This is a genomic window from Planomonospora algeriensis, assembly GCF_977012225.1.
In genome coordinates, this window is record NZ_CDRNDK010000171.1 from 1 (window position 1) to 12,307 (window position 12,307).

The following is a 12,307-nucleotide window of genomic DNA, read 5'->3' on the forward strand; positions in this document are numbered from 1 at the left end:
CCGCCGCCGCGTCCCGGCCGGGCCTCCGTCCGTTCGGGCGGGGCCGCGCCGCGTCCCCGGTCTTCGTACGGCAGTGCGATCCCGGCGCTCCCGGACGTTCCCGTCCGCGAGCGCCCTCCGCGGGCCCGGCGCCCGCGTGAACCCCTGAGGACCCGCCCTTCCCCGATCCGGGGAGGGCGGGATCGCGGGTGCCTTCTGTGCCGACTCCGCGCCGTTCAGAAGGGCCCCTCCGTGTTCGATCTCGTGTTCGATCCCGTCCTCGGCCTGACCGCCGACCTCATCACCGCGCTCGCCGGTCCGCTGGACTCCACCGCGCTGGCGATCGTCCTGTTCACCGTCGCCGTCCGGCTCCTGCTGCTCCCGCTCAGCGTCATGCAGGCCAGGGGCGAGCGCGTGCGCAGGCGGCTCGCACCGCGGATCAGAAAGCTGAAGGACCGTCACGGCCGCGACCCCGAGCGGCTCCGGCGGGAACTGGCCGCCCTCTACGCCGAGGAGAACGCCTCGCCCCTGGCGGGTTGCCTGCCGGGTCTGGCCCAGTTGCCGTTCTTCACGGTCATGTACCAGGTCTTCGTCTCGTCGACCATCGCCGGGCAGGCGAACGCGCTGCTCACCCACGGGTTGCTCGGCGTGCCGCTGGGGCAGCAGTTCGCGGGTACGGTGGCCGGGTTCGGCCTGCTCAGCGGCCCGACCCTGGTGTTCGCCGGGCTCTTCCTGCTCCTGCTGGCCGTGGCGGCGATCACGTCGCGGCGGATCCGGCGCACGATGGCCGAAGGGGACCAGGAGGTCCAGCCGGAGGCCCTGCGCAGGCTGATGCCGCTGCTCCCGTTCGGAACGCTGCTGGCGGCGGCCGTACTGCCGCTCGCGGCGGGGGTCTACCTGCTCGTCACGACGGCCTGGACGGCGGGGGAGAGGGCGGTGCTGCACCGGGCCTCCCCCTCCCCCGCCTGATTCAGATGCACTCCCGGATGGCGGGTGAGGGAACGGAGGCATGACCGTTGCTCACCGTGTCGACGGTCGCGACGACCGCCCACACGGTGGTGACGTCCCCTTCGTGCTTGACCCCCCAGTTCTCGGCCAGATATTCGACGATGCCGAGCCCCCGGCCCCCCAGCGAGGAGAGCGCGGCTCTCCCCGCGCGGGGCTCGGTGGCCGAGCCTCCGTCACTCACAGCTACCTCGACATATCCGTCAGTGCACTGCCATGCCACTTTGATCTGCCCGGACGGCAGGGGGTGCGCATGCCGGAGCGCGTTACTCAGCAGCTCGCTCACCACCAGCACGGCGTCATCTATCACGGTCTCGTAGACGCCCCATTCCTGCAGGTCAGAGCTGAGGTACTGACGTGCGACGGCGACGCTGGACGGTGCATACGGCAACAAGACGACGCTCGACGGACCCACCTCCCCCTATCCCTGTTCCCCCCTGAGGAGCACACCCCAGTACGACCGAAATGCCCCGTTAGATAGTCATAGAAACCGCAGACCGGTTACAGCTTGTGCACGCTCGACAATAGATCGGCACTTCCATTGCCGCCTCGTTACCACCCCGGCGTGTCCCGGCCGGTAACGGGAGCCGGGCGTGTCGGAGCCCACCGCGCCGGACCCGGCCCGGTGAACCGTCCGATACGCTGCCGTCACCACGCGCCTGGACGGGAGAGGGTGGGACATGTCATCCGGGTCATCCGGGTCATCCGGCGATCTCGACGCACTGCTGCGGGTGACCTCGCCCACCTACGTCGGAGACCGGCATCCCGACGTCGCGTTCGGCGTCCACGACGGCCCGGTGGGGCGGCTGATCATCGCCGTGTCCGGGCGGGGGGTGGCGGCCTGCAGCTACGAGGACGAGAACGTCGTCTTCGAGCGCGTCGCCCGGGGCGTCAGCTCGTTCATCGGGCCCGACCCCCGGCGGCTCGATCCCGTCCGCCGGGAGCTGGACGCCTACTTCTCCGGCCGGCTGCGCGCCTTCACCACCACGGTCGACCTCCAGCTCGCCACGCCGTTCGCCAGGACCGTGCTGCAGATGATGCTCGCGGTGCCGTACGGGACGGTGACCACCTACCGGGAGATCGCCGAGCGGATCGGCCGGCCGCGGGCGCTGCGCGCGGTCGGCAACGCGCTCGGCGCCAACCCGGTGTGCGTGATCGTGCCCTGCCACCGGGTGGTCGAGGGCGAGGGCGTGCTCGGCGGCTACGCCGGCGGCACGAAGGCCAAGGAGCGGCTGCTCCGCATCGAGGGACGCAACCGCCCCCGGTAGCGCTCCGGGAGGCCGGTGCGGCCTCGGCGGACCGTCAGCGGCGGTTCCCCAGCCGGTGGCGGAAGCCGCCGACGCCCAGGGTGATCAGGCCCGCGACGAGGAACGCGCCGACGGCCGCGCTCATCCACGGCTGCGGGACCAGCCCGACCGCGTCCCGCGCGCCCGTCCAGAAGGCCGTCCACCAGGCCAGCTCCGGCGCCGTCGGCAGTGCGGCCAGCATCCACCAGGCCGCGAAGCCGAGCACCCACGGCAGGACCATGAGCCAGCGCGAGGGCGCGCTCTCCGAGGTGTCCCAGCGGCTCCCGCCGCCGAGCAGGAAGTAGTCCACCGCCAGGACGGCGAACATCGGCACGAAGACCGCGCCGATCAGGCCCAGGAAGGCGGTGTAGGTGTCGGCGCTGACGAAGATCGCGAGCAGGGTGACCAGGACGCCGGTGCCGACCGAGATGATCCGGCGGTCCAGCCGGGGCAGCAGGTTCTGCAGGGACATCGCGGTGGAGTAGACGTTCACGAACGACTGGTCGGTCTCGCGCAGCACCAGGATGCCGAAGAACAGCCAGCCGAGCGAGGCCGCCACGAACGGGTCCCACACCTTGTCCGGGTCGTTGCCCACCAGCGCCAGCGCGGCGATGCCCAGGGTCAGGCAGGCCACCTGGGCGACGGTGTAGCCGCCGACCACTCCGGTGAAGGCGGCCCGGCCGGAGCGGGAGAAGCGGGCGAAGTCCGCTGCGACCGGGACCCACGAGACCGACAGCGCGATCACGTAGTCGACGGAGGGGGCGAACGCCTCCCAGGTGCCCGCGCCGATCGCCGGATCCCGGCTGAAGAGCGCGTAGGCGAACCAGACCATCGAGACGATCACACCGGCGGTGACGAAGCGGCGGAGCAGGCGGACCGCGCCCAGCGGCCGGATGGTCAGCGCGGTGGTGATCACTCCACCGAGCACCACCCAGACCGCGTAGGGCACCTCGGCCCCGAAGGAGCCGGCGATGGCCTGGGCGCCCTGGGCGATGACCCAGAGCTCGAACGCTCCCCAGCCGAGCATCTGGACGATGTTGAGGACGGTCGGCACGTACGACAGCCGTGCGCCGAACAGACCCCGCAGCAGCACCATGGCCGGGGCGCCGGTCTGCTGGCCCGGGATGGCGGCCAGCGCCACCATCGCGGTGCCGATGAGGCTGCCGGCGACCGCGGCCGTCACGGCCGCCAGGAAGCTCAGCGGCCGGTCGCCCAGCGGGTCGATCAGCGCGATCGCGCCGGAGAACCCGAGCAGGCTGACGCCCAGATTGGCCCAGAGCGCGCCCTGGTCGAGCACGCCGAGGGCCTTGGGCGGAGCCTCGTCGAGGGTGAGGGGGGCTTCCGCATGCTTGGCGTCGGCCCCGGGGTTGGCGACGTCGGACGTCATCACGCGCTCCCTACGCCGGCATTACCCGGACAGGTTCATGCGGTCGGCGGCGCGCGGGAGGGCCTTCTCCGGCCCTCCGCGTGGTTCCGCCCTCTCAGCCCGGCTCCGCCCGAGCTCCCGCGGTAGATATTCCGTCCCGGATTATGCCATCCGTACCGTTCGACACAAGGGGCCGGGGTCCGACGGCCCGGCCCCGCCCGATCCCGCCCCTTCAGGCCACGAACGGGTCCCGGCCGGTCTCGCTCACCATCGGGCGGCCCGCGAAGGCCCAGGACTGCATGCCGCCCCCGACGTTGACCGCGTCCCGGCCCACGTGGTTGAGCCAGGCCGCGGCGTGCGCGGAACGCCCGCCCACCCGGCAGACCACGTAGACGGGGACGTCACCGGGGACCTCCTCCACCCGCGCCTGCAACTCCCCCAGCGGGATGTGCACGGCCGCGGGCGCGTGCCCCGCCCGCCACTCGTCGTCCTCGCGCACGTCCAGCAGGAACGCCTCATCGGGTACGGCCTGCACTTCGACCTCGGGAACACTCATGGCCCCCATGATGCCCCCTCGGCGGACCACCCCGCCCCGGCCCTCGGCCGGAACCCCCACCGCAGGTCAGGGCACGTCCCAGAAGGCGAGCTCGTGGGCCATCCCCTCGGTGAAGAGCTCCCTGGCCCGCCGCGGGTCGGGCGCCGCCTCGTCGATCATCACCGCGATGCGCCCGGTCAGCTCCGCGAAGCCGGGGTGGGCGTAGGTGTCGACCCAGGCGCGGTAGCGCGGCTCGGCGGGCGGGTTCTCCGCGAGGACGCGGCCCAGCGTCGAGTAGCCCCACATGCAGGGGTAGAGCGCCGCCAGCCCTTCGGCGTAGGAGGCGGCCGAGTCGAGCAGGAACGCGGTGTAGGCCGCGCACGCCGGCCCCTTGCGCGCCCCCGGCAGGTCGGCCCCGAACTCCGCGGACAGGGAGCGGTGCAGGTCCAGCTCCTCGTGGAAGGTGGCGTGGGCCAGGTCCACCAGGTCGCCGAGGTGCCCGTCGGGCGCCTGCCAGGCCAGCCGGGAGAACACCCGGACGTAGTCCAGCAGGAAGAGGTAGTCCTGCTCCAGCCACGACCGGAACACCGGCTCGGCCAGGTCGCCCCGGGCGATCCCGGCCACCGTCGGATGGGCCAGCTGCGCGTCGAGCAGGGGGCGGCCGATGACGTGGAGTTCCTCAGAGATGCTCATAGGCCGGGGATTGTCGCAGAACCCGCCGCCCCCGCCGTACCGGGGTACGGCGGGGCACGCCGACGGGCCGAGGCGCGACCGGGACGACCGGCCGGGACCGGAACGACCAGCCGCCGGGACCGGAGCACGGTGTCCCTGCCGGGCGCGGTGTGCGGCTCTCCGGACACGTCCAGCCGGGTCAGGTCAGCGCGGCGGCGCCGAAGGAGACGCTGAAGCGCCTGCACCAGATGGTGACGGTCCTCAGGTCGTCCAGGTCGGCCCCGGCGGGGACGGCGTAGTTGGCGTCACCCTTGTTGCCCTTGAGCTCGCCCAGTTCCAGGTGCTCGCCGTCATCGAGGTTGAACCAGCCCGCCCGCCCCTCCTTGACCGGCTGGTCGCTCAACCAGACCCGCAGGTCCGGCCCGTCGGAGGTGTCCAGGTCCTCGATCCGCAGCACCCGGCTGCCGTCGGCCAGTTCCAGGAGCTCGGCGGTGCCCGACGTGTCGTGCTCGTGGGAGACGAAGGTGCCGGTCGCCAGGGTCTTCGGCGCGGAGGCGGGCGTCGCCGAGGGCGCGTCCGGGGCGGCCGGAGCCACGGTGCCCGCACCCGGCGCGGGGGAGGCCGGTGCGGCGGCCGCGACCGGCGGCGGCTCGTTCACCTCGACGGTGGTGAACAGCCGCCACGGCTGGAACAGGTACAGGGCCACGGCGAGCCCGGCGGCGCCGAGCGCCAGGACCGCCCAGGCGATGGGGTGGCGGAGCAGTCTCTTCATCCTCACGGGGCCCTCCCGGCGTGCTGTCGGCTTCGCCCCGAAGGTACGCCCGCGATCCCGGCCCGGCCGTTACGTGGTGCTTACGGTTCGGCGTCCGCCGGAGCCGGCGGAGCCGCCGGGGCGCTACTTGCCGAGCACGTCCTTGGGGACCGGCTTGTCCTCGGCCAGGGCCTTGAACATGCGCAGGGCCTTCTCCCGGTCCCACTTGACGACCGACTGGCCGCCGATGGTGGGCAGGGAGCCGATCGGCACGACCGTGGTGACCGGGTTGTCCCCCATCGCCAGGGCGAGGGAGAGCAGGTCGAACGAGCCGGTCTCCGTCCCGACGGCCACCGAGTCGGTGGCGCTGAACGCCAGCGGGACGGAGGTGAAGGGGTTGAGCAGGACGCCCGGGCTGGCGGCCTTCTTCACCACGGCGGAGAAGAACTGGCGCTGGCGCTGGGTCCGGTCGAAGTCGGGGATCGCCCCGGTCGCGCGGGTGCGGACGTAGCCGAGGGCCGTGCCGCCGTCGAGCGTCTGCACGCCCTTCTTCAGGTTGATCCCGGCCTTGGGGTCCTTGATGTTCTGCTTGACGTCGATCTCGACGCCGCCGATGGCGTCCACGATGCCCACGAAGCCGCCGAAGCCGATCTCCATATAGTTGTCGATCCGCAGTCCGCTGACCTGCTCCACCGTCTTGGCCAGCAGCTTGGGCCCGCCGTCGGAGTAGGCGTAGGCCGCGTTGAGCTTGTCGCTGCCGTGGCCTTCGATGGGGACGTAGGAGTCGCGCGGCAGGCTGACCAGGGTCGGGCGGCCGTCGCCGTCGGGGATGTGCAGCAGCATCATCGTGTCGGTGCGGCGGCCCACGGAACTGCCGGTGGCGAGCTTGCGGCGCTGGGCCTTGGTCAGGCCCTCCCGGCTGTCGGAGCCGACCAGCAGCCAGTTCGTGCCCGGGGTGTCGGCGGGCCGCCCCTCGTAGTCGCCGAGCGCCTCGATCCGCTTCAGCCGCGAGTCGATCGTGAAGTATCCGCCGACGGCGAGCACCAGCAGCAGGACGACCAGGCCCGCCAGGATCCGCAGGAACCACCGGCCCGGCCGCCCGCCGCCTTTCGATCCCCCGCCGCCTTTCGATCCCCCGCCGCCTTTCGGCCGCAGGCTCACGTTCGGCATGCGGAAACCGCCCTTCCCACCGGAGGAGGGGGCTCCGGGCGGGGCTCCGGGAGGGGTTCCGGGCGGGCTCCCCACGGAGCCCGCGGGCCCGGCGGGGGACCCGGACGAGCCCGGGAGCGGCCGGACGGGGGTGCCGCCCTGCCGTGCCTTGCCGTACACCCGGGAGACCGCCCGGGGTGTGGTCTCGTCCCGCGCCACGGGTGTGGGCACGGGCGACCGCAGCGCACGGGTGCGGTCGTCGTCTTCCTGCCAGTCACCCACGTCGAATCTCCGCCACTTCTCGAAGCCGCTTCCAGCCCTGCGTTTCCAACCGGCGGCGGGAACGAGGGAATCGTCACCATCGACGCTACTTCGTGGCTCTCACCCGCGTAGAGACGTCGTCAAGGTTTCCCTGTGGAAAAGTACTCAGAAGGGTACTGGACGGTCGAGAACCTGATCGTCGGCCCATCCGGAAACATCGATCACCATCCCGATCGTTACCGTAGAGGACGACAACCACTCGAAGGATGATCGTGTCCACTCCGGACTCGTGGAGTACCTGCCCGTGCGCGTGCACGGGACCCACTGACCTGATCGGGAGAGCCGCCCGGTGACCACGGCTCTAGGCCTGCTGGCCGTACTGCTCCTCACCGCCGCCACCGGCTACTTCGTCGCCCAGGAGTTCGCCTTCGTCGCCGCCGACCGCGGTGTGCTGCGCGAACAGGCCGACGCCGGTGACGCCGCCGCCCGTCGCGCGCTGGAGGTGACGGGGCGCCTGTCCTTCATGCTCTCGGGCGCCCAGCTCGGCATCACCGTCACGGCCCTGCTGGTCGGATTCATCGCCGAACCCGCCATCGCCACCGTGATCCGCCCCGGTCTGGAGGCCGTCGGGCTGCCCGCGGGCGCGGTGCCCGGCGTGGCGATCGCGCTGGCCGTCGCGGTGGCGACCATCGTCCAGATGGTCCTCGGCGAGCTCGCCCCCAAGAACCTCGGCATCGCCCGGCCCGAGCCGGTGGCCAAGTTCCTGGCCCGCTCGACCCTGGTCTACCTCAAGGTCGCCGGGCCGGTCATCCGGCTGTTCGACTCCGCCGCCACCGGCCTGCTGCGCAGGGTCGGCGTGGAACCGGTCGAGGAGGTCGAGCACGGCGCGAGCCCCGAGGAGCTGTCCCGGATCATCGCCGAGTCGGGCGCGACCGGCGACCTGCCGCCGCGCCTGTCCGAGCTGCTGGAGCGCGCGCTGGAGTTCGGCGACCGCACGGCCGAGGACGTCATGGTCCCGCGCCCCCGCGTGGTGCTGCTCCGCGACGACCGCCCGATCTCCGACCTGATCGACGCGGTCCGCGAGCACGGCCACTCCCGCTACCCGGTGCTCTGCCGGCGCACCGGTGAGTACGCCGAGGACATCGTCGGCGTCACCGGCGTGCGCGAGCTGCTCCGCTCGGACCTGACCGGCGACGAGCCGCTGGAGCTGATCACCCGCCCGGCCCTGCTGGTCCCCGACTCCCTGCCGCTCCCGGCCGTGCTGGAGCGCATGCGCGCCGCCGGCGACGACCTCGCCTGCGTCATCGACGAGTACGGCGGGCTGGCCGGCGTGGTCACCGTCGAGGACCTCGCCGAGGAGCTCGTCGGCGAGCTGGTCGACGAGAACGACCCCGAGCCCGCCGGCGTGGTGGCGGGCGGCGACGGCACCTGGGACGTGCCCGGCACGCTCCGCCTCGACGAGGTCGAGCGGGCGACCGGCCTGTCCCTCCCCGAGAGCGACGGCTACGACACCATCGCCGGACTGGTCCTGTCCGTGCTCGGCCGGATGGCGGAGCCCGGCGACGCGGTGCCCGTCACCCTGACCATGGAGGGCGACCCGCTGGAGGCCGACGGCCCGGACGAGGCCGAGGCGGTCCTGACCGTCCTCTCGGTGCACCGCAGGGTCCCCGAGTGGGTACGGCTCGCCCCGGCCGGCTCCGCCGCTACCGCCCTGTCCGGTCCCGCCCCTGCCGGGGCGGAGACGGCCGGGACGGAGACGACCAGGACGGAGACGGCCGGGCGCACGGCGGGGCGGGGGGCACCCGGACGGGTGGCCCTCGCGGAGGACTCCACCGGGGACTCCCCCGAGAGCTCCCGCCGGGACTCCCACGAGGACTCCGGCCGAAGGTCCGGTGAGACGCCCGGTGGGGCGTCCGGTGAGACGCCCGGCGAGACGTCCGGCGAGACGTCCGGCGAGCGGTCCATGGCGCGGAGCGGGCGGGTGAGCGGCCGATGAGCACCACCGGAGCGCTGCTGCTCGGCGTCGCCCTGCTGATCGGGAACGCCTTCTTCGTCGCCGCCGAGTTCGCGGTCATCTCGGCCCGCAGGCACCGGCTGGAGGAGCTCGCGGGCAAGGGCGGCCGGTTGACCCGGATCGCCGCCCGCGCCGCCGTACGCGGTGGCAGGGAGCTCTCCCTGATGCTGGCCGGCGCCCAGCTCGGCATCACCCTGTGCTCGCTCGGCCTCGGCATGGTGACCGAGCCGGCCATCGAGCACCTCCTGGAGCCGGTCTTCGGCGCGATCGGGGTCCCCGAGTCGTTCCGGGTCCCCATCTCGCTGGTGATCGCGCTGGCCCTGGTGACCTTCCTGCACATGGTGGTCGGCGAGATGGCGCCCAAGTCGTGGGCGCTGACCCACCCGGAGATCGCGGCGATGGGCCTGGCCCTGCCGTTCCGCGGCTTCACCCGGGTGGTCCGGCCGGTGCTGGCCTCCCTCAACGGCCTCACCAACGCCGCGCTGCGGCTGTTCGGCGTGCACGCCAGGGACGAGCTGGCCACCACCAGGACCCCGGTCCAGCTGGCCATGCTGGTCGGCGAGTCGGGCCGGATGGGGCTGCTGGACCGCGACGAGCACGACCTGCTGACCCGGGCCCTGCGGGTCCACCAGCAGCCGATCGAGCGGCTGATGCTGCCCATCGCCGAGGCCGTCCGCGTCGCCCCCGACGCCACCACCGCCGAGGTACGGCGGACCGCCGCCGACAGCGGCCACCTGCGCCTGCTGGTGGGCTCCGCCGACGCCGGTGACGCCGGTGACGTCCTGGGGGTCCTGCACGTCAGGGACGTCCTGATCCGTCCGGAGGCCAGCCCCGCCGAGCTGGCCCGCCCCATCCCGCGGCTGGAGAGGGCCACGACCGTCTCGGAGGCCGTCGCCTCCTTGCAGGAGGCCCACGCGCACGTGGGTCTCGTCAGCGACGCGGGCGAGGTGGTCGGCATGGTCAGCCTCACCGACCTGCTCGGCGAGCTGCTGGACGTCCGGGTGCCGGTCGCGCACTGAGCCACTGAGCCCCGGAGTCACGAAGCCACTGAGCCCCGGAGTCACGAAGCCACGGCCGGACGCATGGACCGGATTTACGGACGGGCCGGAGAAGTCACCTTCTCCGGCCCGTTTTTCTCTGTCAGCGTAAAACCGCAGCCCGGAAAACCCCTGCAAGTCGTCCGAAAGTCACCGACAAGCGACCACGACTACAAAGGACCCTGGACACCGTCCGACACGGGCCCAGAGCCCTCTTCTCCGCCCCCAGCCGACCGGACCCGACCATCCCCAGGAGACCCCCACGCCAGCCTCTCCGGACCCGCCCCGGGACATGAAAGGCTCCTCGGTCCAGCCCCGGAGGACCGAGAGACCCTCACCTCTCCCGATCCCCTCGAATCGTGAGACCTCACCTCAACGAGAAGCCCGAACCCATGGAGAGAGCGATGGACCCGCACCAGGAGAGGCGCAGCCGGGGGAGTGGGGGCGGAGCCCTCACGTCGGGGGTTCCAGGGGGTCGCCCCCCCCTGAAGGGCACAACGAAAAGGCCCCGGGGGAAGCGGACTTTCGTCCGCGACCAGCCGGGGCCGACTTAGAGTGGGGCGCCGACGAAACCCTCTGATCAGCACCGACAGCGAGGATCCGCCGCCCGGATTTCCGGGCTAACAGAGATCATCTTCCGCGAGCCGGGCATGAGCCGGTGGATTGTTCACCGGACAGCACCCCGGGTTCCGCAGAAGGTAGGCACACGGGCAGCCGAATGCCGCGTGTGCCCTCTGCGGGGACGGGTTTCGTACGGCAAGCCAGGACCGACGCAGGGGTAGGGGAGAGCGTAGGAGGCTGACCTGCGAGAGCATGAGGCGAGCGTGCAGGCACACGCTCGCCAGTCGATCCATGCCCATCCTCCCAGGTCAAACGCCAGTTTAGGAGCCTCGTTTGTCTACGATTCGCGGAACCCGGGATCCCGGTCCGGTGCCCCTGCCTCGTCCACGGGGTCCGGATAGCCCGCGACGACGGTGCCGGGCGGCTACGGGAGCGGGCCGGCCGCTTGGCCCAGGATCTCCGCCGCCGTTTCACGCATGATCACCAGAAGGGACACCGGCTCTTCCGCCTCGGCCAGCCACCGGCACAGCCTGCTCGATCCGCTCCCGGATCTCCTCGGCCCGTTCCCGGGCCGAGGAGATCCGCCGCGCCGGTTCCTCCGGCAACGAACCCATCGCCATCACCGCCTTGCCTCAGAAGGTAAGACGTGGCTTGCTACTCAACCCGCCCGGACCACGAACTTCCAGCTCAGCTGCTCCCTCAGAGCGAGCTACACCCTGCGGGTATCAGGCCTTGATGGCGGTGAACAACAGGGGCGTGTGCACACCCTGGCGGGCTGCGACTTCGGAGAGGAAGCCGGCCAGCCATCCCACTGCGTCCAGTGACCACTCCGCCAGGCTGCCGTGAAAAGCAGCCCGATACTTGGAAGGCCCAGCCCACGCATCATCCTGGACGGCAGGCTCCAGGACGGGCGCGTCCTGTTCTATTCCGGCGGCGGAACTCATCAGGAAGGCGTTCTGCCGTAATTCCTGCATGTACTCCCGCATGTGGGGCGCTGCGGTGATAATGGCTGGATCCTGTCCACTGTCGAGGGTCACCCGGACGTGCGTGCTTCTGCTCGGCGGACCATCGGTCAGCCAGCGAGCGGCCTGTAGAAGCACTCCGAGGGCTTCGATGGAAGAGTGCCGGGCCGGGTCGCCCAGGTTCGGCAGGGGCAGCAGCAGTTGCACGGCCTTGAGGTTCAGCATCCCCATGCGGGCCATCACATCATCGATGCAGTTCAGGAACGCCTGAGTCGGCAGCGGGCGAGCTGGGTGCAGCGGATGGGTGACCTGAACCTGAAACCACGCGATTTGCGGCAGCCACGCACTCGGGTCCTCGGGCTGCCCCGCGTCGTTCATCGCCCAGCTGCCCTGTGGGGCGCATGCATGGGCTGGTGTGAGCCATCCCAACGCCTCCGACCTGGCGTAGAAGAGTCCGTACGCATCGGCGGCTTCCGATGGGTCCCGCCAGGGGTGCGGTTCCAGCTCACCATGCAGCACCGCCAGCATGGGGCCCTCGAGTGGGAAATGGGCAGGCCCAGTCCATGCGCTCATGTTGTCCTCCTCACCACCTGCAGGGGAAGGTGTTTTGCTGGCCCTTGTACTTATCCGGCTCTTCGAACTTGATCGGGGTGGGAGCACTCGCCAGGCCGTTGGGGGCTGAGATCGCCTCTTGAGGGAGCCCGCGGCTCTCCTTGATCATTCCTGTTG

12 protein-coding genes are annotated in these 12,307 nt (G+C 71.7%); 5 read left to right on the plus strand and 7 right to left on the minus strand.

Features of this window, described 5'->3' with window-relative positions; genetic code table 11:
* A partial coding sequence (locus ACWJ6R_RS18600) for a DUF6412 domain-containing protein (protein ID WP_449063448.1) occupies positions 1–140 on the plus strand: 140 nt, incomplete at its 5' end.
* Positions 141–231: 91 nt separating this feature from the next.
* Entirely contained in the window at positions 232–948 is a 717-nt protein-coding gene (locus tag ACWJ6R_RS18605) for a YidC/Oxa1 family membrane protein insertase (protein ID WP_449063438.1), read from the plus strand.
* 1 nt (position 949) lies between these two features.
* Here ACWJ6R_RS18605 and ACWJ6R_RS18610 read toward each other — a convergent pair whose 3' ends face one another.
* Entirely contained in the window at positions 950–1,399 is a 450-nt protein-coding gene (locus ACWJ6R_RS18610) for an ATP-binding protein (protein WP_449063439.1), read from the minus strand.
* Between the two features lie 265 nt (positions 1,400–1,664).
* Between ACWJ6R_RS18610 and ACWJ6R_RS18615 the strand changes: the two genes are divergently transcribed.
* On the plus strand, positions 1,665–2,252 hold the full coding sequence (locus ACWJ6R_RS18615; protein ID WP_449063440.1) for a methylated-DNA--[protein]-cysteine S-methyltransferase: 588 nt from the start codon (positions 1,665–1,667) through the stop codon (positions 2,250–2,252).
* A 34-nt stretch (positions 2,253–2,286) separates the two neighbouring features.
* On the opposite strand, the gene ACWJ6R_RS18620 is transcribed toward ACWJ6R_RS18615, so the two are convergent.
* The 5 genes from ACWJ6R_RS18620 to ACWJ6R_RS18640 all read right to left on the minus strand — a co-directional run bounded on the left by ACWJ6R_RS18620 (position 2,287) and on the right by ACWJ6R_RS18640 (position 7,025).
* Positions 2,287–3,657, minus strand: coding sequence for a purine-cytosine permease family protein (locus ACWJ6R_RS18620; protein WP_449063441.1), 1,371 nt, complete (start codon positions 3,655–3,657; stop codon positions 2,287–2,289).
* A 211-nt stretch (positions 3,658–3,868) separates the two neighbouring features.
* Positions 3,869–4,201, minus strand: coding sequence for a rhodanese-like domain-containing protein (locus ACWJ6R_RS18625; protein WP_449063442.1), 333 nt, complete (start codon positions 4,199–4,201; stop codon positions 3,869–3,871).
* 57 nt (positions 4,202–4,258) lie between these two features.
* Positions 4,259–4,864: a TenA family protein gene (locus ACWJ6R_RS18630; RefSeq protein ID WP_449063443.1), complete on the minus strand. Its 606-nt coding sequence runs from the start codon at positions 4,862–4,864 to the stop codon at positions 4,259–4,261.
* A gap of 178 nt (positions 4,865–5,042) precedes the next feature.
* Positions 5,043–5,615, minus strand: a complete 573-nt coding sequence (locus ACWJ6R_RS18635) for a DM13 domain-containing protein (protein WP_449063449.1) — start codon at positions 5,613–5,615, stop codon at positions 5,043–5,045.
* A 123-nt stretch (positions 5,616–5,738) separates the two neighbouring features.
* Positions 5,739–7,025: an LCP family protein gene (locus ACWJ6R_RS18640; RefSeq protein ID WP_449063444.1), complete on the minus strand. Its 1,287-nt coding sequence runs from the start codon at positions 7,023–7,025 to the stop codon at positions 5,739–5,741.
* 328 nt (positions 7,026–7,353) lie between these two features.
* Between ACWJ6R_RS18640 and ACWJ6R_RS18645 the strand changes: the two genes are divergently transcribed.
* Positions 7,354–9,000, plus strand: coding sequence for a hemolysin family protein (locus ACWJ6R_RS18645; RefSeq protein ID WP_449063445.1), 1,647 nt, complete (start codon positions 7,354–7,356; stop codon positions 8,998–9,000).
* Entirely contained in the window at positions 8,997–10,037 is a 1,041-nt protein-coding gene (locus tag ACWJ6R_RS18650; protein ID WP_449063446.1) for a hemolysin family protein, read from the plus strand. The genes ACWJ6R_RS18645 and ACWJ6R_RS18650 overlap by 4 nt, the downstream gene beginning before the upstream one ends.
* Before the next feature lie 1,304 nt (positions 10,038–11,341).
* On the opposite strand, the gene ACWJ6R_RS18655 is transcribed toward ACWJ6R_RS18650, so the two are convergent.
* Positions 11,342–12,106: a hypothetical protein gene (locus ACWJ6R_RS18655; RefSeq protein WP_449063447.1), complete on the minus strand. Its 765-nt coding sequence runs from the start codon at positions 12,104–12,106 to the stop codon at positions 11,342–11,344.
* Between the last annotated feature and the right edge of the window lie 201 nt (positions 12,107–12,307).

Coding starts and splice junctions, on each gene's coding strand:
- ACWJ6R_RS18615 (WP_449063440.1), top strand. CDS start 1,665: ATGTCATCCGGGTCATCCGGGTCATCCGGCGATCTCGACGCACTGCTG.
- ACWJ6R_RS18620 (WP_449063441.1), bottom strand. CDS start 3,657: ATGACGTCCGACGTCGCCAACCCCGGGGCCGACGCCAAGCATGCGGAA.
- ACWJ6R_RS18625 (WP_449063442.1), bottom strand. CDS start 4,201: ATGGGGGCCATGAGTGTTCCCGAGGTCGAAGTGCAGGCCGTACCCGAT.
- ACWJ6R_RS18630 (WP_449063443.1), bottom strand. CDS start 4,864: ATGAGCATCTCTGAGGAACTCCACGTCATCGGCCGCCCCCTGCTCGAC.
- ACWJ6R_RS18635 (WP_449063449.1), bottom strand. CDS start 5,615: ATGAAGAGACTGCTCCGCCACCCCATCGCCTGGGCGGTCCTGGCGCTC.
- ACWJ6R_RS18650 (WP_449063446.1), top strand. CDS start 8,997: ATGAGCACCACCGGAGCGCTGCTGCTCGGCGTCGCCCTGCTGATCGGG.
- ACWJ6R_RS18655 (WP_449063447.1), bottom strand. CDS start 12,106: ATGCTGGCGGTGCTGCATGGTGAGCTGGAACCGCACCCCTGGCGGGAC.